Below are 24,546 nucleotides of genomic sequence, written 5' to 3' on the forward strand. Positions count from 1 at the left end.
GAGCACCGGCTATGGACGTCATGAATGCGAATATCGAACCGACAGTAGAGCACGGTGGATCCTGTCACACCTATTTCATGGTGCCGAAGGAGGCGATGAGGGCGGCGACAGAGAATTCCTACCTCGAATATATCTCTGAGTTCGAAATAGCGGCGGAGTCTCACCTTGAGCCGCATCGCCATAACACGCACGAATTTTACTACATTCTCAAAGGGCGTGGGATTATGCAGATCGAACGCGACAAGCGCGAGGTTGCGCCCGGCGATCTGATCCATATACCGCCGAATGCCGTGCACAGCATCGCACCGATCAGCGGAACGGGGCCAATCAGGGCCTTGGCTTTCGCGGCGAGTTTCTTGCCGCCGGGCGGCGCCGGAACCGAGGCTGATGCGGCTGAACTTCCGGCCTGATAGCGTTTCAGTCCGGGGCATAGACCTGGCGCAGATCGGCCTGCAGATGCAGAAGATGCGGCAGAAATGAGTCCCGCATCTTCTTCACGCTGACACGGGCGGCCTGAGCGCCGATGTTCAAAGCGGCGACGACATTGCCGCGATTATCGTATAAGGGCAAAGCGATGGAGCGCAGGCCAAGTTCCAACTCCTCGTCGATGATTGCATAACCTTGACGTTTGATCTTGGCGAGTTCGGCCATCAGCGGCAGGATTTCGGTTATCGTCTTTGCGGTCAGTGCAGGTCGGCTCGCTTTTTCGAGCAGCTTTCGCGCTTGGTCCGGCGGCATGAAAGCGAGCAGCGCGCGGCCCATTGAGGAGCAATAGGCGGGCAGCCGGCTGCCAACATTCAGATTGATCGACATGACGCGCTGTCGCGATGCCCTTGCGATGTACACGATGGATTGACCGTCCAATACTGAAACCGAGCAGCTTTCCTCCGTCTCGCGCGACATTTGTTCCAGCAGAGGCTGGACGATGCTCGGCAGCGAGGCTGTATGCAGATAGGAATAACCGAGCCGAAGAATGCGCGGCGTTAACTTGAAGAATTTACCGTCATGTTCCGCATAGCCGAGCGATACCAGCGTTAGCAAAAGACGGCGGCATGTTGCGCGATCCATGTCGGTTTCGCGGGCGACATCCGAAATGGCCAGGCGCGGGTGATCCCGGTCGAAGGTCTCGATAACGCGAAGTCCTTTGATAAGACCGCCGACCATATTGGAGTTGCGATCTTTTGAGACCTTGCTGTCTTCATCGTGCAGATCTGACATTGAAGCCCTTGCGGATATGACGTGCGATTAGCAACACAGATTGACAAAAACGGAAAGATGCGGTGATCTATCTGACAAGGAAACATTGTGCGTATATCGCACAAAATATTCAAGATCGCAATTCGCATCCGTCAAACAGGTTGCGCCAGAACGTCGCCGGTCAACGGGTCAATGGGTCAACGCCGACCGCTGCGGTCTCGCAACTGGCTGCGCCGTCAAATCGCACTGACGAACGGGAGGCTAAGGAGGAATTCGCATGAAGGCTTTGAGATTCCACAAGGCGCAAGACCTGCGGTTGGATGAAGTCGCGGCGCCCCCGGCACCGACGGGGCAGGATGTGCTGGTACGCATAAGCCTTTGCGGTATCTGCGGATCCGACCTTCACGAATATCAAGCAGGCCCCATCATCGTCCCGACCAGCCCGCATCCTTTTACCGGTGCCATGGCACCGCTTATCCTGGGCCACGAATTATCGGCCTTGGTCGAGGCTGTGGGACCGGATGTAGCGACGATCGCGGTCGGCGACCGTGTCGCGGCCATGCCGCATCTCAACAAGCCGGGTGAGTATTTTGCCCGCCGGAATCTCGGCCATATCAGCGCGGAGACCGGCATCATTGGCCTGAGCGGCCCTTGGGGCGGATTCGGGGAATATGCTTTGATCCCCGAGCAGAATCTCGTCCGCCTTCCCGCCGACGTGTCGGACGCACAAGGCGCCATCGTGGAGCCCGCATCGGTTGCCCTGCATGCGATAGATCGCGGCGGCGTATTCCCCGGTGCCTCCGTCCTCATCACCGGCGCCGGCCCGATCGGTGTGCTGGTGGCGCTCGCCGCGCGGGCTGCAGGTGCGACACGGATTTTTCTGTTCGAGCCCAATTCGCAACGCGCGGCACGCGTGCGGGGACTGCCGGGGATTTCCGTTTTCGACAGGCTGGGCGAGGATTTTGTCTATGCCGTGAAAACCGGAACCGCCGCCGGGATCGGTGTCGATATCGCCATCGAATGCGCCGGGCATCGTGATGCGCTGGCACTTTGTCTTGATAAGGTCAGGCGGGACGGCACCATCGTCCAGGTCGGTCTGTTCGTCAAGGAACCGACCTTCGACATGTACAAGCTTTGCGAGAAGGCGGTTCGGCTCATCGGCAATTGGGGCAATCCCATCACCATCGGCCCGAGGGTGGTGGAACTGATCGCCAGCGGGCTCTATCCGGTGGAGATGATCATCAGCGGTCAAGTGCCTTTGGCGGAGGCGGTTACCGAAGGGTTCGACGTACTCTGCAGACCCGGCAATGACAAGCTGAAGATCCTTGTCGCGGTTGGCGCCGCGTGACCGCAGCATCCCTCTCCCACAAGCCCGCAACGCCCGTTCTGGCGGCGCGCGATCTCAGCAAGCGCTATGGCGGGATCATGGCCTTGCAGAGCGTCGGGCTTGATCTGGGCGCGGGAGAGATCCATGGCCTGTGCGGCGAGAACGGAGCGGGGAAAAGCACCTTCATCAAGATCCTCGGCGGTCTGGTGCGGCCGGACAGCGGTGAGATCAGCGTCGATGGCCGACCGCTGGCACTCGGCCAACGTACGGATCCGCAGCTCATCTCGATCGTGCATCAAGAACTTGCCATCGTGCCGACGCTCTCCGTGCTCGACAATATCATGCTCGGCATGGGCGGCACTTCGCCGTTTTACTTCGCCCATCTTGTCCGCACGCAGGTTCGGCAAGGCTTGGACGAGGTCGGGCTTGCGCATATCCCCCTCGACAGGAAGGCGAGCGCGCTCAGTCTGGCCGAGCGTCAGCTCGTCGAAATCGCGCGCGGTGTCGCGCGTCGCGCCCGCGTTCTTCTGCTCGATGAACCGACAGCGACGTTGTCGGATGCGGAAATCAAACGTGTCTTCGATACGGCACGCCTGTTGCGGGATAAGGGCACGGCGCTTGTCTTTGTCAGCCACCGCTTGGACGAAGTCTTTGCGCTGACCGACCGCGTGACCGTCTTCCGCAACGGGCAGCATGTGCTGACGGAAAGAACCAGCGATCTGACGTCGCGTGATCTCGTGAAAGCGATGATCGGTCGCGACCTGGTGCGCGGAACGCAAAAGCCGCTGTCTGTCGCGGCAGACAGACCCGCGCGCCTCGCCATAGCGGGCTTGCGCTGTGGGGACGCGCTGAAACCCATCGACCTTGCTCTGGCACCGGGGGAGATTGCCGGTGTCGTCGGTCAATTGGGGTCGGGCGCCGATGTTCTTGTCGAAGCGCTGGCGGGTCTGCGCGGTCTGGTCGATGGGCAGATCGCAATCGACGGCCGCGCCGTGGTGATCGGCAGCGTGCGCGATGCGATGAAGGCGGGCATTGCCTATGTTCCCGAAGATCGCGCCGGCAAAGGCATTTTTTTGGATGCGCCGGTCTGGATGAATCTCACCGCCTCGGTCATGGGCCGGTTCAGCCGCGGGGGCGTGATGCAGCGGGCGGCCGAGCGCGAGCGGGGCTTGGAATTGGCCGCCATGTTTCGCATCGATCCCGGTCGGTTGGGCAGTGAGGTCGCAACCTTGAGCGGTGGCAATCAACAGAAGGTCGCGCTCGGCAAGGCTGCGGCGCTGACGCCCCGCATTCTCATCCTGAATGAGCCGACCCGTGGGGTGGATATCGGTGCGCGCAGCGAGATTTACGCGACCCTGCGGCGTCTGGCGGAACAGGGTCTCGCTATTCTTTTCTACTCGACCGATCTGGAGGAAGTCCTGGAACTCGCCGACCGCGTCGTGACGATCTTCCGCGGTGAGGTCGTTCGCAGCATCGGCCGCGACGCGCTGGACGGCGGGGAGATCCTGCATGATATCTTGAGGGGGCGAGACGACACTATCGTCTTGACGCAGTGATGGCCGAAGCAATGGCAGTCAAGACAACGGAGGGTTGGGTCAGCGAGCGCCTGCGTCGCATGGTCGCGACGCCGCATGAACTTCATGCGACCTCCATTCGCGGCGGCACACTTGTGCTGATCATTGTGGCTGTCCTCTTCGTTCCGCATTTCGCGGAATTCGGCAATCTCCAATCCATCATGTATTCCCTGGCGGCTGTCGGCATCGGGGCCGTCGGCATGGCGCTGGTGACCCTCAGCGGCAATCTTTTCATGCTGTCGATGGGCGCGACCGCCGCTTTCTCGACAGTTGTCTTTGCATCGCTGATCAGCCTCGGCCTTCTGCCGACGATGCTTCTGGTGGTCGCAGCGGGAACATTGATCGGGCTCATCCAGGGCGTGCTCATCGGTGCGGCGGATACCAATCCCATCATCACGACGATCGCCGCCGCTTCCATGATCACCGGCTTTGGCGTGCTTTGGACCGGCGGCATCACCGTCGTCGGCCATGGACAAGCGACCTGGCTGGGCTTTGGGCGCGTGTTCGGCCTCATTCCCAACCAGATCCTGGTCATGCTGATCTTTGCCGGCATCGCCGGTTTTGTGATGCAGAAGACCCGCCTTGGGCGCGAGATCCGGCTGATCGGCATGCAGCGGGACGTGGCGCGGGTCGCGGGTCTCAGGCTCATAGCCGCGACCATGTTCTGCTATGGTTTTGCGGGTGCGGCAGCGGCCCTTGCCGGCAGTCTCATCGCCTCGTCCTCGGCCCAGGGCAATCTGACCTACGGCATCGATCTCGACTTCAACGCGATTGCCGCTGTTCTGGTCGGCGGTGTCTCTATTCGCGGTGGGCGCGGTCGTGTCGGTGATGCGGTGGTCGGCGCCATGTTTCTCAGCATCATCGGCAATGTCCTGTTGGTCAGTGGCGTCAGTTACGAATACCAGCTGGTCGTGAAAGGCGCGGTCGTATTGGCATCGGTGATCATTGGCGCATTGCTTGGGCAATGGGCGCCAAGGTTGCGTCGTCGCGTGGGAGCAGCGAGATGAGCGGTGCTGCCTGGCTGACCCGATCGATCAGGCTGGTTCTGCTCGTCGCGCTGCCCTTGGGCTTTGCGCTGACCGTGAAACACTTTCTGTCGCTCGACAATCTTTACGCCATCTTCCAGTCCTTCGCATTCCTCGGCCTTTTGGCTCTTGGCCTCTCCGTCACGATGATTGCAGGTGAGTTTGATTTGAGCGTCGCGGCGATGGCGACGGTCGCCGGCCTCGTCACGATCAAGCTAGTCGTGCTTGGTCCGGTCGCCGCGGTGCTTTGCGCGGTCATGGTCGGCACCGTCATCGGCATCGGCAATGCGGTCTTGCTGCCTTGGCTGCAAATCTCCTCCCTCGTCACGACCGTCGGCACGATGATCCTGCTCAACGGCGTCGGCTTCTGGCTCGCTGGCGGGCGGGTGCTGAGTTACGACAATTTCGACGTCAGCGACGCCTTGGATCAGACGCTGCTGGGCATATTTTCACCCCGCAGCCTCATCACCATCCTGTGCTTCCTGCTGATCGCGGCCTTTCTCCAGTTCACCAAACTGGGGCGCGATATCTATGCCAGCGGCGGCCATCGCCGTGCGGCCATTCAGAGCGGCGCCCGGGTGGGTCTGGCCCTTGTCGTGTGCTTTGCGATCTCAGGCGCTTTCGCGGCCCTGGCGGGGTCCTTGATCTCGCTCAGCCTGGCGACGGCCTCGGCGACGCTGGACAGCACGACGCTGCTTCAGGCGGCGGCTGCGGCCATCATCGGCGGGGTGGCGCTCGGCGGCGGCATCGGGTCGCCGGCCAGTGTGGCCACGGGTGTGCTGATCCTGACCATCCTGAACAATGGACTTGGTCTTCTCAGTGCCAGCTCGACGGAACTGCTTCTGGTGAACGGCGCGCTTCTGCTCATCGTCGTGCTGTTGGACGGCAAAGCGGGACAGGCGCTGATGGATCTGCGTCGCAAGACAGCGCAAACAAAACGGAGGAACGTGACATGGCAAGGTTGACAGGTAAGGTGGTGATCGTCACCGGTGCCGCGCAAGGCATCGGCGCCGCTGTCGCCGAACTCTTTGCCCAGGAAGGTGCGACGGTCATCGCCGGTGACGTCAGGGACGTCGCGGCACAGACCGGTATCACGCCGGTCGCGCTGGATGTGTCGTCGCCGGCCGATTGGCAGCGGGTGACGGAGGAGATCATCGCACGGCACGGCCGGATCGACGTACTGGTCAATAATGCGGGCATCGTGGAAGCCTACGGGCCTATTCATGAGACTGACCTCGCAAGCTGGAACCGGGTCATTGCCGTCAACCAGACCGGAAGTTTCCTGGGCATTCAGTCCGTGCTGCCAACGATGCGACAGGCGCGGCGCGGGTCGATTGTCAATTTCTCGTCGATCTGGGGGAATGTCGGCGTGCCCGGGGCGGCCGCGTATAATGCCGCCAAGGGCGCCGTCCGCAATATGACCAAGAATGCGGCCGTGACCTACGCGCCTGAGAATATCCGCGTCAATTCCGTCCATCCTGGCCTTATTCGCACGCCGTTGGTGGAGGCACAGTCGGACGCGATGAACCAGGGCATCATCGGTCAGACGCCGATGGGGCGGATGGGAACACCGCTGGAGGTAGCCTATGGCTGCCTTTTTCTCGCCAGTGACGAGTCGAGTTTTGTGACCGGCAGTGAGCTGATCATAGACGGTGGATATCTCGCGCAATAGCAAGCCCTCTAACGGCGGCGCCATGGAGCCCTCCCCGATGACCGGATTTGTCTACACATCCCATCCTGCGCGCGTGATCTTTGGGTCAGGGACCTTGGCGCGGCTGCCCGAGGAGGTTGAGCGGCTGGATCTGCACCGTGTCCTGGTTCTGGCGGCACCGCAGCAGGCCGATGACGCCCAGCAGATCGCGGCCAGGATCGGGCCTAGGGCGGCGGCAGTTTTTTCGGGTGCGACCATGCATACGCCGGTCTCGGTCACGGAGGAGGCGATGCGCCTTGTCCAGACCGAGAGGATCGACGGGCTTGTCGCCGTCGGCGGCGGCTCTACCACCGGTCTCGGCAAGGCCATCGCTTTGCGAACGGACCTGCCGCAGATCGTGGCGCCCACAACCTATGCCGGCTCGGAAATGACGCCGATCCTGGGGGAGACCCGCGACGGGCAGAAAGTCACGCAGAAAAGCCCGCGCGTGTTGCCCGAGACCGTCATCTACGATGTTGACCTGACACTCAATCTGCCCGTCGCCTTGTCGGGGACCAGCGGCATCAATGCCATCGCCCATGCCGTGGAAGCGCTCTATGCGCAGGATCGCAATCCCATCATGTCTTTGATGGCGCTGGAGGGGATTCGCGCCATGGCGCGCGCGCTGCCGGTCATCGTGCAGTCGCCGGGGGATCGGGCGGCGCGATCGGATGCCCTCTACGGCGCCTGGCTATGCGGGTTGTGTTTAGGAACCGTCGGCATGGCGCTGCACCATAAGCTTTGTCATACTTTGGGCGGCACCTTCGATCTGCCGCATGCCGAGACGCATACGGCGGTTTTGCCTCATGCCGTCGCCTATAACGCGCCGGCGTTGCCGGATGAGATGGCGGCATTGGCGGCAGCCCTCGGGGCCACCGACGCAGCGCAGGGGCTTTTTGATCTGGCAGATGCCGTCGGTGCTCAGCATGCGTTGAAACATCTTGGCATGCCGGAGGCGGGTATCGAGCGCACCGCCGATATGGCCGTCGCCAATCCCTATTGGAACCCTCGTCCGTTGGAACGCCAGGCCATTCGGGATTTGATCGCACATGCCTATGCGGGAGAGCGCCCGCAGATCTGACCGGTGACTTGTCTAGGATCTGCGCGAGAAGAGGAAAAAAGACAGATGGCCAAGGATGATCAGGAAAAAGCGGGAACACCGCGCTATCCCTATTTCACGGAGGAGAATTCTGAACAGGTCGTCAATGCCCGCATGACGGCGGATACCGATCCGCGGCTGCGTGAGATCATGACGATTCTGGTGAAACACATGCATGCGGCGGTGAAGGAAATCAAACCGTCGCATGATGAATGGCTGAAAGGCATAGAGTTTCTGACCAGGATCGGTCACATGTGTACCGATTGGCGCCAGGAATTCATTTTGCTGTCTGACACGCTTGGCGTGTCGATGCTGGTGGATGCGATCAACCATCACCGGCCGGCTGGCACGACACCGAACACCATCCTTGGTCCGTTTCATGTCGACCATGCGCCGCATTATGACAATGGGGCCAATATCTGCCTGGACGGCAAGGGGGAGCCCATGGTCGTGCGCGGTCGTGTTCTGGATGAGCAGGGGGCGCCAGTCGCGGGCGCAACCCTGGATGTCTGGCAGACGAATGATGACGGATTCTACGATGTGCAGCAGAAGGGGCTGCAGCCGGATTGGAATTTGCGCGGCGTCTTTACCTCGGATGCCGAGGGTCAGTATTGGCTGCGCACGGTGAAACCGCGCTTCTATCCGATCCCGGACGACGGTCCAGTGGGGCAGATGCTGGCAGCACTCGGCCGTCATCCGAACCGTGCCGCCCATATCCATTTCATCGTGACAGCACCGAAATTCGATCCGGTGATTACGCATATATTTTCGCCCGACTGCCAATACCTCGCCGAGGACGCGGTCTTCGGCGTTAAGAATGAGCTGATCGGTGAGCTTCAGCGCATCACGGACCCTGAGGTCGCGGCGCGGCTGGGGGTCGCCGCACCGGCTTGGCTCGTCGAATGGGATTTCGTTCTGGCTCCACAAACCACAGGATCGGTGGAAAAAGCCGAACGCGTCTGACTGCGTCATCGTAATCCGCCGCATGAAGCGGCCAAAGGGAATAAGAAAATGAGCCAAGGGCATAAACGGCAAAACTATCTGCGCAATCTGATGCTGGGTACGGTCGCGGCAGGCCTGCTCGGCATCTTCGGTGGCGCGGCACCGGCATGGGCCGCGGCCAAAGGGTCCAAGGTCATCCTTCTGACCGTGAGCCAATCCTGCGAATATTGCGCACTGCATGAACGCGCCTTCCTCAAGGCAGCGGCGGCCGACGGCATCAACGTCGAAGTCAAGATCAACAATTTCGATGCCGGCCAGCAGGCAAGCCAGGTTGATCAGGCGGTCGCTGAGCATCCGGATGCTATCGTGGTTTGGCCTGCGGATGCCAGCGCCATTGTCCCATCGCTCAGGCGGATAAAAAAGGCCGGTATTCCCTTGGTGGTGACCAATTCCATGCCTAACCCGAAATATCAAAGCCTTTGGAACATCTACACCGGCCCGGACGATCTGGGGAATGGTCAACAGGCCGGTGAGGCGATGATCCAGGGATTGAAGGCCAAGGGCTATACCGGGAATACGGATATTTTCGTCATTCTCGGCGTTCTGGGCACGCCCCCGCAAATCAATCGTCTCGACGGTTTCACCGGTGTTCTGAAGGCAAAGGCGCCGATGGTGAAAATCGACGGCAGCCAGCCAGGCAATTGGGATCAGACGCAGGCGACGGACGCGGCGGCAGCTTTGTTTACGCAATATGGCGCCCATATCAAAGGGGTCTATGCGGAGGCCGATAACATGCTGGCCGGGGTTATAGTGGCCGCCCAGCGCGCCGGTCTTGATCCGAAAACGCTCGTTCTGGTCGGCAGCAATTGCAGCGTGGAAGGTGTCAATGCAATCACCGCCGGCACGCAATACGCGACCGTCCTGCAGTCGCCCATTGATGACGGCAATTACGCGGCGCAAGCCGTCGCCGATCTGCTGGACGGCAAATCGGTTCCGAAGACGCGCTTTCTGCCGCATCCCACGATCACGGCAGAGAATGTCGCCATGTGCAATGCCGCGATCGGCCGCTGAGGGAGACGGATGATGACAAGCGCTTTCTCCTTCGCTTTGCCCGGTGCGGTCGCCGTCTCGGGCGCATCTTCGGGTCTTGGTCACGCTGTCTGCCGTCTTCTGGCGGAAGCGGGTGTTCTGACAATCGGCGTGGATCGCGCGCCGGCCTTGAGCGATCTCCTGGAAACGGATGGCTATCGTCATATTCAGGGTGACGTGACACGCGATGAGACATGGGAAGCTGTCGCGCAAGCCCTGTCGGCCAGCGGGCGGGGGTCATATGGTCTCGTCACCGCCGCGGCCATGCTGGATGTCGGAACAATCATTGAAACCGGGCGAGACGATCTGCTGCGGACATTTGACGTCAATGTCGTGGGCACCGCGCTCGCCTTTCGCGCCATCCTGCCGCTCATGATTGCGCATGGTGCCGGCAGCATCGTCGCGGTCGCGAGCGTCGACGCGAGTTTTGCCGAGCAGCAACTCGCGGTCTATGCAGCGTCCAAGGCCGCGGTGCGACAGCTTGCCCGCACGGTCGCGATGGATCACGCGCGTCAGGGAGTTCGCGTCAATGTGCTCAGTCCCGGTCCGATGATGGCAGGGCTGTTCAAGCGCCATCTGGAATCGGCGGCCGATAGCGCTGCCTTCCTGGCCACGCGGTCGGCGCGCCAACCGGGGGGCCGCATTCTGGAGGCGGAGGAGGTTGCGCGCGCAGCCTTGTTCCTGCTGTCGGACGGTGCCGCCGCGCTCAATGGCGCCGATCTCATCGCCGATGGCGGCTTGACGACAAGCTTCGATTTCCGCACGGGCGCCGAAGGCGCTTCAGTCTGAGAAACAAAGGGTAAGCGCAAATGGAATCGGGATTAAAGGGACAGATCGTCCTCATCACCGGGGCGGCCAAGGGCATTGGCAAGGCAACGGCACTCGCCTTCGCGCGTGAAGGCGCGCAACTGGCTTTGCTGGATATCGATGAAGCTGGTCTGGCCGAGGTCAAGGCGGAAGCCGAAGCGATCGGCGTCTCCGTGGCAATCGCCAAGACGGACCTGTCGACGGAGCAGGGGATCAACCGCGGTATTGATGCGGTGCTGTCCGCCACGGGCGGGCAGGTCGATATACTCGTCAATAATGTCGGTTCCGGCTCCGTTCGGCGCTTTGAAGAACTCACTGACAGCGACTGGGACGCGACGATGCAGCTCAATTTCATGAGCTATGTGCGCACCTGCCGAAAACTGCTGCCGGTGCTGCGGCAGAGAGCGAAGCCGGTCATCATCAACAATGCCTCCGATCTTGCCCGCCAGCCGGAGCCGGTGCCGGTGGACTATTCGGCATCCAAGGCGGCGGTACTGGCGCTGACCAAGGGCCTCGCCCGCGCGGAAGGGCCGCTGATCCGCGTCAATGCCGTCGCACCGGGCCCGATCTGGACGCCGTTCTGGACCAAGCCCGGCGGGTTCGCCGATACCATGAGCACCTTCCATGGACGGCCGCCGCAGGAAGCCGTGGAATATGAAATGTCCTTGCGCCAGCTTCCCCTCGGTCGCCTTGGCAAGCCTGAGGAAGTGGCCAATGTCATCGTCTTTCTGGCCTCCGATCTGGCCAGTTTCGTGACCTCGGCTGTCTGGGGTGTCGACGGCGGCAGTATTCGCAGCATCGTGTGATCCAGGCGCTGTCAATACTGCTAGGGATGTCAGGTCTTCCGGTCCCGCAACAACGCAGATTTGGCGATGTATTGGCCGATACTTCGGTATCGGCCAATAACCGGCCCCGCAATGTGCCTGCGGGTCGTTGCAAAGAATCCTCATTGATTTTCGGTGCGGCCATGTCCACACTCACCATCAATATGAACACCTGTGCGGTATACGCACAATTTACATCGCCGGTTCAGTATCGGCGTGAAGCCTGGGATAGGAGATAGGTCGGCATGATCGACAAGATCGTCGGCGATATTGCCGCCGCGCTGGATGGTGTGCGCGATGGCTCGACAATACTGGTCGGTGGTTTCGGCGCGGTGGGGCAGCCGGACGCCTTGATCGAAGGGCTGATCGAGCAAGGCGCGCGCGATCTGACCGTCGTCGCGAATAATGCCGGTGCAGGTCTTGTCGGGCTGGCGAAGCTGCTCGCCGCCGGCCGTGTGCGGAAGATCATCTGTTCCTTTCCGCGATCGGCAGGCTCGGTCGTCTTTGAGGAATTGTTCAAGGCGGGCAGGCTTGAGCTTGAGATTGTGCCCCAGGGCACCTTGGCGGAACGCATTCGTGCGGCCGGGGCCGGCGTCGGCGCCTTCTATACGCCGACGGCCTATGGCACGAAGCTCGCTGACGGCAAGGAGAGCCGCATGATCGCGGGGCGCAATCATGTGCTGGAATTTGCATTGCCGGGTGACGTCGCACTCGTCGAGGCTTGGCGAGCGGATCGTTGGGGCAACTGCGTCTTTCGGGAAAGTGGCCGGAATTTTAACCCGGTCATGGCGACGGCGGCGGGTCTGACCGTCGTGCAGACCCAGCATGTCGCAGCACTCGGCGATCTGGACCCCGAGGCCATCGTGACCCCCGGTATTTTCGTCCAGCGCGTTGTGCATGTGCCGTACGGCGATCCGCGCGGTTAGGAGACAGACCCATGACCGATGTGACGGTTTTGACCCGCCATGAAATGGCCCGTCGTGTGGCGCAGGACATTCCCGAAGGATGGTATGTCAATCTTGGGATCGGAATCCCCACCATGGTCGCGGATTGCATTCCCGACGGGCGTGAGGTGCTGCTCCATTCCGAGAACGGTATTCTTGGCATGGGCGCCGCTCCCGCTCCGGATCAGATCAATCCTTGGCTGATCAATGCCGGCAAGCAGCATGTGACATTGCGGCAGGGCGGCGCGTTTTTTCATCACGCCGATAGTTTCGCCATGATCCGTGGCGGCCATATCGATCTTTGCGTGCTGGGTGCTTTCGAGGTCGCGGAGAACGGGGATATCGCGAATTGGGCGACGTCTGCGGCGGATGCCGCACCGGCCGTCGGCGGCGCGATGGATTTGGCCGTCGGCGCCAAACGCATTTGGGTGGTGACCGAGCATACGACGAAGCAGGGCGCACCGAAACTGGTCGAGCGTTGCGCCTATCCTTTAACGGCACTGGGGGCCGTCAGCCGCATTTACACCAATCTGGCGGTGATCGATGTGACGAGGGAAGGCTTCGTGGTTCTTGAGATGGTACCAGGGCTGACGCTGGAGGCGCTGCAGGCGCAAACCGGCGCGGCTTTGCGACTGAAGGATAAGCAGGATGTCTGAGGCCTTTATCTGCGACTTTACGCGCACGCCGATCGGCCGCTATGGCGGTGCGCTGAAAGATATGCGCGCGGATGATCTGGCGGCGCATCCTCTGCGGGTGTTGCGCGAACGAAACCCGAGTGTCGATTGGGATGCGGTCGATGATTGCTATCTCGGCTGTGCCAATCAGGCGGGGGAGGATAATCGCGATGTCGCCAGGATGGCCGTCCTGCTGGCCGGTTATCCTGTCGGCACGCCGGGGGGCACCATCAACCGCTTATGCGGATCGGGGCTCGACGCGGTCGGCACGGCAGCGCGGATGATCAGGCTCGGCGAAGGCGATCTGGTGCTGGCGGGCGGCGTCGAAAGCATGACGCGCGCGCCCTTCGTGATGGGGAAGGCGCCTGAAGCCTTTTCCCGACAGGCGGCCCTTCAGGACACGACCATCGGCTGGCGATTCATCAACCCCGCCATGAAGGCGATCTATGGCGTGGATAGCATGCCGGAAACGGGTGAGAATGTCGCGGAGCGGTTCGGCGTTTCGCGGGCTGACCAGGACGCCTTTGCCTTCCGGTCGCAACAGCGCGCGGCCGCGGCCCGGCAAGCGGGATATTTCGCCCGAGAGATATCACCGGTCACGGTCAAGGACCGCAAAAGCGAGCTTGTCGTGGCGGAGGACGAGCATCCGCGTCCTGATACCAGCCTGGAGGGGCTCGCCAAGCTGAAGGCGCCTTTCCGCCGCGAGGGCGGGACAGTGACGGCGGGCAATGCGGCCGGCGTCAATGACGGTGCGGCGGCGCTGATTCTGGCAAGTGAGGCCGGCATCCGCCGTCATGGCCTGACGCCACGCGCCCGCATCCTCGCGATGGCGACGGCGGGGGTCGAGCCGGCCATCATGGGGATCGGCCCGGCGCCGGCGGTCGAGAAACTGCTTGCGCAGACAGGACAGTCCTTGCACGGCATCGAGCTCATCGAATTGAACGAGGCTTTCGCGAGCCAGGCTCTTGCGGTGCTGCGCCGTCTTGGCCTGCCGGATGATTCCGGACTGGTCAATCCCTACGGCGGCGCCATCGCTTTGGGCCATCCGCTCGGCATGTCCGGCGCCCGTCTTGCCATGACGGCGGTCAATGGGCTTGAAACGCAAGGCATGAAGCGCGCGGTGGCGACGATGTGCATCGGGGTGGGGCAGGGGATTGCGATGCTGATCGAGCGGGTTTGAAATCGGCGCGCTAACGTTTGATCGCCTGTCCGATGCTGTCTTCTTAATCACAAAGCATTATTTGATCGGGCGCAGGGCAAGTTTTCCCTGCTGTCCAAGCGCTGCAATTGAAATATGGTATTGGAACGCTCCAAACTTCAGTGTATGGCGTGAAAATCATGCAATTGCTTTTTGACAACCCAGTGACGGAATTCATGAACCTGAAGAAAGGAGACCAAACCTTCTTGACGGGTGTTTGGACGATCAAGGCCGTGATCATTGAAGTGCTGACCCCGACCAGGGCCCTCGTCAGGGTGATGGAAGGGACGCTTGCGGGCGATGAGATTGAGGCGGATTTCGATAAAGGCGTGCTGGATTATGCGCAGCCTCACTAATCATCCTGATTGACGCTCGGCCCCTGCCGTATCGCTGTCATCAATGTGATTTATGCAATCATAAAGTAATGCCGCGGTTTCTCGCCGGTTTCCGCGCGCTCAGCCCTTCACCGCGCCGCCCATCAGAAAGCCGCCCGAGAAGCTTCGCGCGAGCAGAAGATACAGAATGACGACGGGCAAGGAATAGATGATGGAAAAGGCAGCAATATCGCCGTAGCGGACATTGGCGGCGGCGATCAGGCCGTAGATCGTCAGCGGACCGGTCTGCTGATCGGGATCGCTGACCAGAACCAAGGGCACGATGAACGAGCCCCAGGCATTGATGAAGCTGAAGATCGCGGCTGAGGCGATGCCGGGCAGCGAAGCCGGCACGACGACATGGATGATCGTCTGCAGAAGGCTGGCGCGTTCCATCAGCGCTGCTTCCTCCATTTCGCGCGGCACGGCGTCCATCGCAGTCTTGATAAGCCAAAGCGCGAAGGGCAGGCTGTTCGCGCCCAGGAAAATGCCGGTGGGCAGAAGGCTGAGCCAGCCGCAGGCCGCGAAGATCTGGAAGACCGGAATGATCATGATACCAACGGGAATCCCAGTCAGAAACAGCACCGTGATCATCAGCCCGTCACGCAGCGGTATGCGTCGCCGCGACAAGGCATAGGCACCGAAAATGCCGGGCAAGACCGCGACAATGGTCGCGACCAGCGCCAGCAGCGTCGTGTTCCAGAGCGAGAGCAGGTAATCGCCGGCGGTCACGTTGCGGAAATGCGCCAAGGTCAGGCTCGGCCAGGTCAGCGCCCAGCTGGCATGAGCGTCGAGCGACGCGACCGCAAGCCAGAGCATGGGGGCGAAGAACAGCAGGGCGATGACGGCGAGCAGCGCGGTCGCCAGGGGATGAGGGCGCATCGCTGTCAGCCTTGCCGTACGGCGCGAACATAAAGATAAGCGAAGCCTGTCGCGATCAGCACCAGAACATCCCCGATCAGCGCGCCATAGCCGAGATTGCTGAAGGTAAAGCCCTGCTGATAGGCATAGATCGGCAGGATCGCCGTCGCATCGTTCGGGCCGCCCGCCGTCATGATATAAGTCAGCGCGTAATTGGCCAGGATGATGAGCGTAACGAGCAGGAGATTGGTCACCAGGCTGCGCCGCATCAGCGGCAGGGTGACGAACAGAAAGGTCTGGATGCGGGAGGCATTCTCCATCCGCGCTGCCTCCAGCACCTCGCGCGATATGCCGCGCAGGCCGCCGCCCAGCACCATCATGGAAAACCCCGCCGTCGCCCAGATATTGGCCAGGATGACGATCAGCATGGGATGATCGTCGAGCGGATCGGCCTGGCCGCCGAACAGCAGGCTGAGTGTGCCGCCCGTGGTGCTGAAAGCGTACCAGATCAGCGCGGCGGTGACGGGCGGCAGCATCCAGGCGAGAATGGCCAGCGCTCCGGCCAACCTTTGCCAGAAGACATGGGCATGCTGCATCAGCATCGCAAGCGCGAGGCCGACGACCGTGACGCCGACGACGGCGGAGCCGAACAGGAAGACGGCCGTCAACCACAGCGAATGCCAGAAGCTATTGTCCTGCGAGAGTCGGCGCAGATTGGCGGCACCCGTGAACCAGTAATGCTGCGCGTGGATGCCGGCGAGCGAGATATTGGTAAGACCGAGATAGAAGGCAAAGGCGACCGGCGCGAGGAACAGCAGAAGCAACAGAAGTCCGGCCGGGGCCAGCAGCAGAAGTCCGACCCCGTCCACACCTTTGCGCGGCACCATTCTGTCTGCTCCCCGCCGGCCGGCTGTTCAGCGCGTCGCGATCTGATCGGCGCCAAGCTGGTTCGACACATAGGACTTCATGGCGTCGATTGCCTGATCAACCGTCATATCCGTGTGCTGCGCCAGATTGCCGGTCGCCTGCTGCAGCGCATGCGACCAGACTTCGTATTCCGCCTTGGCCGGCGTCAGCTTGCCGAAGGGCAGAACCTGCGCGGAGACCGCGTTATAGGGCGGCGCAAAATCGACGAAGGACGCAGCCTTGGTATAGCTCTGCGCTGCCGGCACGAAACCCGCCCAATTCGCGGCATCGATCTGGTTCTGCTGCTCTTCCATCACATCGAGCAGCTTCCAGGCATAGTCCTTATGCGTCGTCGCGGCCCCGATCGCGAGATCCCAGCCGCCGAGGGTGGTGGCAGCCCCCGGCGCCGCGCCCTGCACGGTCGGGATTGCGACCACACCGATCGTCTGCGGCGCTTCGGCCCAGCAGGGCGAGCAGATGGTCTTCGTCCAGTTGCCGCCGTAGTAGTTGGAACCGACGGCGATAGCGAGCTTGCCTTTCTGGAACAGCGCCAGCGGCACGGTGACGGCGGAGGGCGAGAAAAGATCGCTCAGGCTATCGCCCAGGCCTTCGTTATACATCGTCTTGACGAAGGTCAGCACCTCGCGCAGGCCCTTGCTGTCCACGACCCATTTGCCGTTGGCGTCCTGGATGGTGGCGTCGCTGGACCCGTTGAGCAGGTTTCCGGTGCCCTGCAGCAGCCCGTTGTCACCCGAACTGGTCCCGACATTCAGCCAAAGCGGTACCACACCCGGCACCTTCGCCTTGATCGCGCGTGCGGCCGTCAGGATGTCGTCCCAGGTCTTGGGCTGCCAGTCATCGGGCAGGCCGGCCTGCTTGAACATGGCCTTGTTGTAATAGAGTTGGCTGTCGTTCTCGCCGGTGCTGACGGCATAGACCTTGCCGTCGAATTGGCCCTCCGCCTTGATCGCGTCAGGGAATTCTTTCCACCAGCCGGCGGTCGCAAGCTGGTCATCCATCGGCAGCAACCAGCCCGAGGACTGGAACTGGCCCAGGGCCGGCGTCGGCAATTGCGCGACATCGGGCGCCGTGCTGCGGGATCGGTATAACAGGCTGAGCTTGTTGATGATATCGGGATAGCCGCCGGGGATCGGAACAAGTTTGACCTCGGCGTCCGGGTATTTCTTTTCGAACGCCGCCTTGACGTTGTCGTACCATTTCTTGGCGAAGTCGTTGGTATCGAAGACATATTCGGACCCATAGGCCAGGGTCACGATCGTCTTGGTCTGCGCCTGCGCGCGATAGCCGGTGGCGATGAAGGCGCAGCTGGCGAGCAGGGCGAGAGCCAGTCGACGCGGTCCGGTCTTTGGCATGTCACGGTGACTCCAGAGGGTGAAAGGGTGTGTGATCGGTTGTTTGGTCAAGCAGCTCAGGCAGGTAGTCGGCGCGCGGCAAGATCCGCGAGCCCGAAACGGGATCTGTCGATAAGCGCGCGGCCGTCCTCGGCATCGAAGGCGTAGGTGAAACGGCCGTCGAGATAGAGGGTCACGCGCTCGCCCAATCGCAGCGGCGTTCGGCCCGGCGCACGGACCACAACGGTCTCGCGGCCGCAACGCATGGTCGCGAAGGTTTCGCTACCCATGGGTTCGAGAAATTCGACCGCGCCGCTGAAACCCGCCGCACCGGGGTGGGGCGGGCTGAAGGCAATGTCGCCCGGCCGAATGCCGATCCTGACAGGGCTTCCGGCTGGCGCGCGGAGAACAAGCCCCTCGGCCGGGCGGCAGGTCGTGCCGAGACAGGCCAGCATCGTCACGCCGTCGGCCTGTAGCACCTGACCGTCGACGATATTCATCTGCGGTGCGCCGATGAAGGTCGCGACGCGCAGACTTGCGGGATCATCGAAGATCGCGGCCGGCTTGCCGGCCTGATGCAGCCGCCCTTCGAACATGATGGCGATGCGCGTCGCCATCGTCATGGCCTCCACCTGATCATGCGTGACATAGGCGGTGGTGATGCCAAGCCGCCGATGCAGCGAAACGATCTCGGCCCGCATCTGGCCGCGCAGGGCCGCGTCGAGATTCGACAGCGGTTCGTCCATCAGAAACAGCTTCGGCTCCCGCAGAAGGGCGCGGCCAAGGGCCACGCGCTGCCGCTGGCCGCCGGACAGCTCGGCCGGGCGGCGGCCCAGCAGGGGCGTCAGCTCCAGCGTCTGCGCGACCTCGGCGATCCTGGCGCGGGTCGCTGCCTTGTTCTCGCGCCGCATGCGCGGACCGAAGGTGAGGTTGCCCTCCACTGTCATATGCGGAAAAAGCGCGTAGGATTGAAAGACCATGGCGACGTCGCGCTCGCCGGGGGGCACCTTGTTGACGACACGCCCATCGATCCTGATCTCGCCCTCGGACGGCTCATCCAGCCCGGCCAGCATGCGCAGGCTGGTCGTCTTGCCGCAGCCCGATGCGCCGAGCAGGACAAGGAAATCGCCGTCGGCAATATCAAGGCAAAGGTCGGCGACGGCGGTGTGTGGGCCAAAGCGTCGCCAAACATGATCGAAGGAAACGCTTGCCATTTCTGCCTCCCCTTTGCGGCTCGTCTTCCGGCCGTCGACGTTTCTAGAGCAGATACCGGTCAGATAGAATCATCAGACCGGGTGAAGATGCTCGCAAAAACAATAACCTAGAGCAGCACCTGTGAGCGTAAGCGAACAGGAAACGCTCTAGAACCCGCGCGCGCGAAGAAAGGCAAGATTGGCGTGCTGGTCGGCTGCCGGTGTCGCGATGCCGGACGGATCCGGCAGGATATCCTGTTCCACCACAAGCCAGCCGGTGAACTGTTCCAAGATCAAAGCCAATACGGCATCGAGCGGGACATCGCCCTGGCCGAGCGCGCAGAAGGCGCCCCTGTCCCAGATCGCCTCGGCCGGTGCCGCATCGCGCACGATATCGGCAATGACCGCCCGCCGCGCATCTTTCAAGTGAAGATGATTGATGCGGGGACCCCAATCCCGCAAGGCCGATACGGGGTCGCCGCCGCCGATGATGAGATGGCCGGTATCGAGACAAAGACCGACGCTCGTATGCTCCAGCATACGCTCGATCTCCCAGGGGGCTTCGATGAAAGTCCCCGTTTCATTGTGAAAGGTCGGCTCATAGCCACGTCCGCGACAGTAATCGGCGGTTCGTTCGATGCCCGAGACGAAGCGGGCGAAGCCTGCCGCGTCAAGCCCCAGGCTAAGATCCTTGACCGCTTGGCCCGGCCGCGCGCGACGGGCGAGCGTGCTGAAATCGCCAAGCGTCGGCCGCGGCGGCAGAAGGCCGATATCCTTGACGGCATCAAGCGCGTCGAGAAGGCTATCAAGTTCGGGCTGCATCGCCTGCAAGGCCGCCGGCTCGCTATAGGGCAGTTCCAGATAGGCGCCGGAGAGGCCCAGACCGCGCGCGGCGAGGCGGTCTGCCAGCGCCGCGCCCTCCCCGAAATAGCCGACAGGGCCGAGATCGATGCCGCGATAGCCGGCGTCGGCGACGCTATCCAGCACCGCCAGCGCGTCGGGCGTATGGGGATCAATCCCGACGGTCACCTCGAAAGCACCGAAACTGACCGGCGCATTGGCAATGACGATGCGCGGCGCTGGGTTGGGCGGAAGCGTCATCATGTCCGGTCTCCCGCGTCGTCGGACAGAATGACCGGACGCCGGCTGCGATGGCTTTCAAGAATGGCGGCGCAGAGGCTGATATCCTGCAATCCCTCGGTCACCGGCGTGCGCGCCTTGGCACCCTGTGTGACGCAGTCGTGGAAATGCACAAGCTCGGCTTTGAAACTCGCCTCGTGCGACAGAATGCGCTGTGTCGCCTGGGATTGAACGCTGCCCGCGATGCCGGTTTCCTCGGTCAGCTCGGCCGCCGCATTGCGCAGATAGGGGGACGGGAAGGACAAGGTCAGCCGCCGGTCGGGTGCGAAGAAGGCGAATTCCATGCCGTAGCGCGCGATGCCGGGCAGGTCGATCCAGGTCAGCACGGCGCGGGTTTCGCCGAAGCGCAGAATGATCGTCGCGCCATGGCGTCCGAGATCGGCATAGTCCACGCGGTCCGGCGGGCCGAGCAGCGCGCGCAGGGCATTCAGTTCATGCACCATGCTGTCGAGAAGAATGGCATGGTAAAGCCGCTGGCCTTCGGCATCGCCGCCCACCGCCTGTTCCAGCCGTTCGGCATTATCCTGCCGCAACCGGGCCAGAAGCTCTGGCGCCAGGGGCTGGCCGCGCAGCATCGGCAGATGGGCGATATAGGGTTCGAAGGGCGATTCGAAGGTCGTCACCCGCACCAGCCGCACATCCTGCGTTTCCGCAAGCGACGCCTGCAACGCTTCGAAGGCGGGGTCGTAACGCTTGTTATAGCCAAGCATCATGGTCACGCCCGTGCGCGCCGCCGTCGCCAGCACGGCCTCGGCCTCGGCGACCGAGAAAGCGAGCGGCTTTTCGATGAAGACATGCTTCCCCGCTTCCGCCGCGGCAATCGCGATCGGGGCGTGGCTGCCCGGGGTCAGCACCATGATGGCGTCGAGCGGCAGATCCAGCAGCTTCCGCCAGTCGGTGGCGCTGTGGGCCACCTGATACCGGGCGGCGCAGGCGGCGGCGAGGTCGGCGGAAACATCGCAGACCGCCGCTATGACGAAGCGGTCCGACAGCTCGGCCAGGAAGGGCAGATGCATCACCTGGGCGATGACGCCGCAGCCGACTAGCCCGATCCTGAGGCGCCGCTCACTGGTTTCAGTCACGAAAACTCGCTCCGATGGACAATTGGAACGTTCCATATGACCAATTTCGCGTCAACAAAAAGATTCGACATCGGTTGGATCGAATCGCTAGGGAGCGGGGCTGGGACCTGTCGTGCGGCGCTGCAGCAGGGTGAAGGGCAAGCTGTGGCGCTGATGCGCGCCCTGCACCTTGCCGCCGATCCGCCCGACGATCAGATCGACCGCAAGGCGGGCCAGCGCCTCCTTGGGCTGGGCAATCGTGGTGAGATTGATGCGCGCGATGCGGCTGATCGCAATATCGTCGAAACCGACGACGGAGAGGTCCTCAGGCACGCGAAGGCTGGCCTGGTCGGCAGCGTCCAGGATATCGACCGCGTGCAGATCATTGGCGGCAAAGATCGCGGTCGGCCGCTCGGGTGCCGTCAGGGCCGTTTGGATCGTGCAGATGCTGCCCCCCGCCTCCACAAGCTGAGGCCGGTCATGCCAGCGCAGAATGCTGGGCGTCAGACCCGCTTCCTGAAGGGCCAGGGCATAGCCGCCCTGGCGCGCGCGCTCGGCCCGCGCCTCATGCACCGTATCGGCGAAATAGGCGATGCGCCGATGGCCAAGGTCGATCAGGTGCTGCGTCCCTGCCCGCGCGGCGGCAAAATCGTCGACCGCCACGACATCGCCCCAACCGGCATCGCAGGTCAGGAAGACAATCGGCAATTGCTCTCCCACCGCCTGGCGCGCGCTTTCGGCGTCGCCGGCATAGGCCAGGAACAACAGCCCAGCGACACGATGCTCGATCAAGCTCCGAATGCCGTCCAATTCGGTATTCTCATCGACCTGCGTATTGCAGAACATGAGCTGATAGCCGTGCGCCGCCGCGAAGCTTTCGACGAATTTCGCCATCTCGGCATAAAAAGGATTGCTGAGATCGCCGATGACGATGCCGAGCAGCGTGGTGCGCTGCTGCACCAATTGGCGCGCCACCACATTGGGCCGGTATTCGAGGGTGCGGATGGCCTCCTGCACGCGCTCGCGCGTCTCCGGATTGACCCCAGGCACGTCGCGGATGACGTTGGACACGGTCGACTTGGAGACGCGGGCCAGCCGCGCCACGTCATGGATCGTGGCTGGCTTCTGCCGGGCGCGGCGACTGCGCTCCATCAGCCTGCAACCCAGCCTGCGACCTTGACGTCATGGGGTGAAAGCACGACCGTCACTGCCTCCTCGGCTTCCGCCACGACGCTGGCCAAAGGCAGCATGCGCGCGACGATGCAGGGTATCGGGTCCTGGGCCGCCTGTCGCCTCCCGCGCTTTCGCCGGCTGCTGCGCTATCGCCCTTGCCACTGACCCTCGTTCAATGTCGCCGTACCGGCAATGTTGCGAATCATTCGCAATCTGATAGTCTGTTCGCGGGCGGTCGTCCGCCGCAGGCCCTGGGCCTTGGTCTTCCTCGAATGGCTTGAACGGGCGGCCAGTGGCCGAGCAGCAAGGGCTTGTGGTTTAAGTGATATGACCGGCCCATCCGTCAAGACAGCAGCAATCCAGGCCGCGACCCTGGCCCGCCACCGCATCGATCCGGCATGACGTCTTGGGCTGATCGGCTCTCGCGGCTTTTTGCCGCCCATCAGACGCGGCTTGAGAGTTTCGTCCGTCGCCGCACCGGTGACGCGCAGATTGCAGCCGATCTGACGCAGGAGGCCTTCGTTCGGTTCGCGCGAATGCCGGACGGCGAGACGCTGGACAACCCGTCCGGCTATCTCTTCACGATCGCCGGCAATCTCGCTCAGGACCATAACCGGCGGGTCAGCCGCTGGCGTCGCCTCGACGGCGGCCAGGTCGATGACCACCATCCTTCACCGGCCTTGGATGCCGAAGCGGTCGTCGCGGCGCGGGAGCGCGATCAGCTATTGCAGAACGCGATCCTGGCGCTGCCCGAGAGGTCGCGCATCATGTTCCTGCATTTTCATGTCGATGGCTTGTCCTATCAGGAAATCGCCCTGCGGCTGCAGACCACGCCGCGGAGTGTCGAATACCATCTCACGCGGGCATTGGCGCTTTGCCGTGCTCATGTGCAGCAAGCTATGAGCGGCGGACGCCGCCCTCAAAATTAGCATCAGGATAATCGCCGGCTCGTTCGTCTTTATCAGCGCGGGGCTTTCGGGTCGTACCGCGGGTGGAGGAGCCATCTGGGAGTGGGGATGACGGCAAGGGAAGACGACCGGTTGTTTGCGGAGGCCAATGGCTGGTTCCATCGGCTGCGGGCCGATGACGTGACCGACGCAGACCGTGCGGCGTTTGACCTTTGGCTGTCGCAAGGGCCCGCTCAGCGAAGCGCCTGGGATGAGGTGCAAGCTCTGGTCTCGGCCGTGAGAGTGCCGGCCGGCGCCGTGCGTGACGCGCTGACCCTGCATGCCTATTCGCAGATGTCGGGCCGGCAAACCGCAGGGCTCGGTCGGGCGAGGTGGGGGCGACGCATCGGTTTGGCCCTGGCGGCTGCGGTCGCGCTGGTCGCGATCGTGGGCGGTGTCACCGAAGCGCCTGTCTTCTACGATCGCCTGACGGCCGATTATGCGACCGGCATCGGTGACCGGCGGACGGTGACCTTGGCCGACGGTTCGCAGATTGAGTTGAACACGGATACCGCGCTCAGGGTCAATCTGCGCGACGGCCACCGATCTCTGACACTGCTGCGGGGGGAGGCATGGTTCGACGTGATGCATGATTCGGCACATCCCTTTACCGTCACGGCCGCCGGCGGCCAGACGCGTGACATCGGCACGCGCTTCAGCGTCGCCATGCGGGGCGGTGTGACGGCCGTGGAGGTCGATGCGGGGCTTGTCGCGGTGACGGATGCCGGCGCGCGGGACAAGGCGCAGGTGGCAGCGGATCAGGCGGTCGATTACAGCGCGGCCGGTATCTCCGGCGTCTATGCCATCGACCCGACCGTCGCCTTCGCCTGGCGGCAAGGGCAGATCGTCTTCCGGCAGCAACCCTTGTCCAAGGTCGTGGCGGAGCTGAACCGCTACCGGGTCGGCCGCATCGTGATCCTCGATTCTCGCGCCGCGAACCGCGTGGTGTCAGGCACGTTCGAGATCGACCAGCCGGCCGCCATCCTGGACGCCCTGCAGAAGACATTGGGGATCCGGGTGACCGCGATCACGCCCTATCTCGTTCTTCTCCACTAAGGCCGCAAAATTTTTTTACAATTTTACGGGGAAAGGCCGCGCCCGGACGTCCTGATCATCGAACTGCGACTGCATCGCAAACGCATTTGATGC

Annotated in this window: 25 protein-coding genes; 17 read left to right on the top strand and 8 right to left on the bottom strand. The window is 62.5% G+C overall.

Annotated elements, in window-relative coordinates; all coding sequences use genetic code 11:
- Positions 1 to 11: 11 nt before the first annotated feature.
- The gene (locus tag ACELLULO517_RS25270; RefSeq protein WP_227310228.1) at positions 12 to 410 is read left to right on the top strand and encodes a cupin domain-containing protein; all 399 of its coding nucleotides are present in this window, start codon (positions 12 to 14) and stop codon (positions 408 to 410) included.
- A gap of 7 nt (positions 411 to 417) precedes the next feature.
- Here the strand turns inward: ACELLULO517_RS25270 and ACELLULO517_RS25275 are convergent, their stop codons facing one another.
- On the bottom strand, positions 418 to 1,218 hold the full coding sequence (locus ACELLULO517_RS25275; RefSeq protein WP_227310229.1) for an IclR family transcriptional regulator domain-containing protein: 801 nt from the start codon (positions 1,216 to 1,218) through the stop codon (positions 418 to 420).
- Between the two features lie 256 nt (positions 1,219 to 1,474).
- Here ACELLULO517_RS25275 and ACELLULO517_RS25280 point away from each other — a divergent pair, with 256 nt between their 5' ends.
- From ACELLULO517_RS25280 to ACELLULO517_RS25345, 14 genes are all read left to right on the top strand, one after another.
- Entirely contained in the window at positions 1,475 to 2,545 is a 1,071-nt protein-coding gene (locus ACELLULO517_RS25280; protein ID WP_227310230.1) for an alcohol dehydrogenase catalytic domain-containing protein, read from the top strand.
- Complete coding sequence (locus tag ACELLULO517_RS25285; protein WP_227310231.1) at positions 2,542 to 4,080, top strand: sugar ABC transporter ATP-binding protein; 1,539 nt, start codon at positions 2,542 to 2,544, stop codon at positions 4,078 to 4,080. Before ACELLULO517_RS25280 ends, ACELLULO517_RS25285 begins: the two co-directional genes overlap by 4 nt.
- A gap of 11 nt (positions 4,081 to 4,091) precedes the next feature.
- Positions 4,092 to 5,105 (top strand): ABC transporter permease, encoded by a 1,014-nt coding sequence (locus ACELLULO517_RS25290; RefSeq protein ID WP_227310232.1) that lies wholly within the window; start codon positions 4,092 to 4,094, stop codon positions 5,103 to 5,105.
- A complete protein-coding gene (locus ACELLULO517_RS25295) occupies positions 5,102 to 6,088 on the top strand; it encodes an ABC transporter permease (RefSeq protein WP_227310233.1) in 987 nt (328 codons plus the stop codon). The genes ACELLULO517_RS25290 and ACELLULO517_RS25295 overlap by 4 nt, the downstream gene beginning before the upstream one ends.
- A complete protein-coding gene (locus tag ACELLULO517_RS25300) occupies positions 6,076 to 6,795 on the top strand; it encodes an SDR family NAD(P)-dependent oxidoreductase (RefSeq protein WP_227310234.1) in 720 nt (239 codons plus the stop codon). The genes ACELLULO517_RS25295 and ACELLULO517_RS25300 overlap by 13 nt, the downstream gene beginning before the upstream one ends.
- 37 nt (positions 6,796 to 6,832) lie before the next feature.
- Positions 6,833 to 7,894 (top strand): maleylacetate reductase, encoded by a 1,062-nt coding sequence (locus ACELLULO517_RS25305; RefSeq protein ID WP_227310235.1) that lies wholly within the window; start codon positions 6,833 to 6,835, stop codon positions 7,892 to 7,894.
- A 45-nt stretch (positions 7,895 to 7,939) separates the two neighbouring features.
- Positions 7,940 to 8,875 carry an intradiol ring-cleavage dioxygenase gene (locus tag ACELLULO517_RS25310; protein WP_227310236.1) on the top strand — a complete coding sequence of 312 codons (936 nt, stop codon included), beginning with the start codon at positions 7,940 to 7,942 and terminating at the stop codon, positions 8,873 to 8,875.
- 48 nt (positions 8,876 to 8,923) lie between these two features.
- Complete coding sequence (locus ACELLULO517_RS25315) at positions 8,924 to 9,925, top strand: sugar ABC transporter substrate-binding protein (RefSeq protein WP_227310237.1); 1,002 nt, start codon at positions 8,924 to 8,926, stop codon at positions 9,923 to 9,925.
- A 12-nt stretch (positions 9,926 to 9,937) separates the two neighbouring features.
- The gene (locus ACELLULO517_RS25320) at positions 9,938 to 10,732 is read left to right on the top strand and encodes an SDR family NAD(P)-dependent oxidoreductase (protein WP_227310238.1); all 795 of its coding nucleotides are present in this window, start codon (positions 9,938 to 9,940) and stop codon (positions 10,730 to 10,732) included.
- Positions 10,733 to 10,752: 20 nt separating this feature from the next.
- A complete protein-coding gene (locus tag ACELLULO517_RS25325) occupies positions 10,753 to 11,556 on the top strand; it encodes an SDR family NAD(P)-dependent oxidoreductase (RefSeq protein WP_227310239.1) in 804 nt (267 codons plus the stop codon).
- Positions 11,557 to 11,819: 263 nt separating this feature from the next.
- Entirely contained in the window at positions 11,820 to 12,500 is a 681-nt protein-coding gene (locus tag ACELLULO517_RS25330; protein WP_227310240.1) for a 3-oxoacid CoA-transferase subunit A, read from the top strand.
- Between the two features lie 11 nt (positions 12,501 to 12,511).
- Entirely contained in the window at positions 12,512 to 13,174 is a 663-nt protein-coding gene (locus tag ACELLULO517_RS25335; protein ID WP_227310241.1) for a 3-oxoacid CoA-transferase subunit B, read from the top strand.
- On the top strand, positions 13,167 to 14,372 hold the full coding sequence (pcaF, locus tag ACELLULO517_RS25340) for a 3-oxoadipyl-CoA thiolase (protein ID WP_227310242.1): 1,206 nt from the start codon (positions 13,167 to 13,169) through the stop codon (positions 14,370 to 14,372). Before ACELLULO517_RS25335 ends, pcaF begins: the two co-directional genes overlap by 8 nt.
- A 107-nt stretch (positions 14,373 to 14,479) precedes the next feature.
- Entirely contained in the window at positions 14,480 to 14,746 is a 267-nt protein-coding gene (locus ACELLULO517_RS25345; RefSeq protein WP_227310243.1) for a hypothetical protein, read from the top strand.
- Between the two features lie 99 nt (positions 14,747 to 14,845).
- Here the strand turns inward: ACELLULO517_RS25345 and ACELLULO517_RS25350 are convergent, their stop codons facing one another.
- The 7 genes from ACELLULO517_RS25350 to ACELLULO517_RS25380 all read right to left on the bottom strand — a co-directional run bounded on the left by ACELLULO517_RS25350 (position 14,846) and on the right by ACELLULO517_RS25380 (position 22,429).
- Positions 14,846 to 15,646, bottom strand: coding sequence for a carbohydrate ABC transporter permease (locus tag ACELLULO517_RS25350; protein WP_227310244.1), 801 nt, complete (start codon positions 15,644 to 15,646; stop codon positions 14,846 to 14,848).
- 5 nt (positions 15,647 to 15,651) lie between these two features.
- Positions 15,652 to 16,512: a carbohydrate ABC transporter permease gene (locus ACELLULO517_RS25355; protein ID WP_227310245.1), complete on the bottom strand. Its 861-nt coding sequence runs from the start codon at positions 16,510 to 16,512 to the stop codon at positions 15,652 to 15,654.
- A 27-nt stretch (positions 16,513 to 16,539) separates the two neighbouring features.
- Complete coding sequence (locus ACELLULO517_RS25360) at positions 16,540 to 17,904, bottom strand: extracellular solute-binding protein (RefSeq protein ID WP_227310246.1); 1,365 nt, start codon at positions 17,902 to 17,904, stop codon at positions 16,540 to 16,542.
- Between the two features lie 56 nt (positions 17,905 to 17,960).
- Positions 17,961 to 19,097 carry an ABC transporter ATP-binding protein gene (locus ACELLULO517_RS25365; protein ID WP_227310247.1) on the bottom strand — a complete coding sequence of 379 codons (1,137 nt, stop codon included), beginning with the start codon at positions 19,095 to 19,097 and terminating at the stop codon, positions 17,961 to 17,963.
- Positions 19,098 to 19,244: 147 nt separating this feature from the next.
- Positions 19,245 to 20,180, bottom strand: coding sequence for a sugar phosphate isomerase/epimerase family protein (locus ACELLULO517_RS25370; RefSeq protein ID WP_227310248.1), 936 nt, complete (start codon positions 20,178 to 20,180; stop codon positions 19,245 to 19,247).
- Positions 20,177 to 21,298, bottom strand: coding sequence for a Gfo/Idh/MocA family protein (locus ACELLULO517_RS25375; protein ID WP_227310249.1), 1,122 nt, complete (start codon positions 21,296 to 21,298; stop codon positions 20,177 to 20,179). Before ACELLULO517_RS25375 ends, ACELLULO517_RS25370 begins: the two co-directional genes overlap by 4 nt.
- An 87-nt stretch (positions 21,299 to 21,385) precedes the next feature.
- Positions 21,386 to 22,429, bottom strand: a complete 1,044-nt coding sequence (locus ACELLULO517_RS25380) for a LacI family DNA-binding transcriptional regulator (RefSeq protein WP_227310250.1) — start codon at positions 22,427 to 22,429, stop codon at positions 21,386 to 21,388.
- 419 nt (positions 22,430 to 22,848) lie between these two features.
- Between ACELLULO517_RS25380 and ACELLULO517_RS25385 the strand changes: the two genes are divergently transcribed.
- The gene (locus ACELLULO517_RS25385) at positions 22,849 to 23,379 is read left to right on the top strand and encodes an RNA polymerase sigma factor (RefSeq protein ID WP_227310251.1); all 531 of its coding nucleotides are present in this window, start codon (positions 22,849 to 22,851) and stop codon (positions 23,377 to 23,379) included.
- An 87-nt stretch (positions 23,380 to 23,466) separates the two neighbouring features.
- The gene (locus tag ACELLULO517_RS25390) at positions 23,467 to 24,453 is read left to right on the top strand and encodes a FecR family protein (protein ID WP_227310252.1); all 987 of its coding nucleotides are present in this window, start codon (positions 23,467 to 23,469) and stop codon (positions 24,451 to 24,453) included.
- The last annotated feature ends 93 nt before the right edge of the window (positions 24,454 to 24,546 follow it).

Origin of the sequence: Acidisoma cellulosilyticum (assembly GCF_020621385.1) — a bacterium.
GTDB classification, from domain to species: Bacteria; Pseudomonadota; Alphaproteobacteria; order Acetobacterales; family Acetobacteraceae; genus Acidisoma; species Acidisoma cellulosilyticum.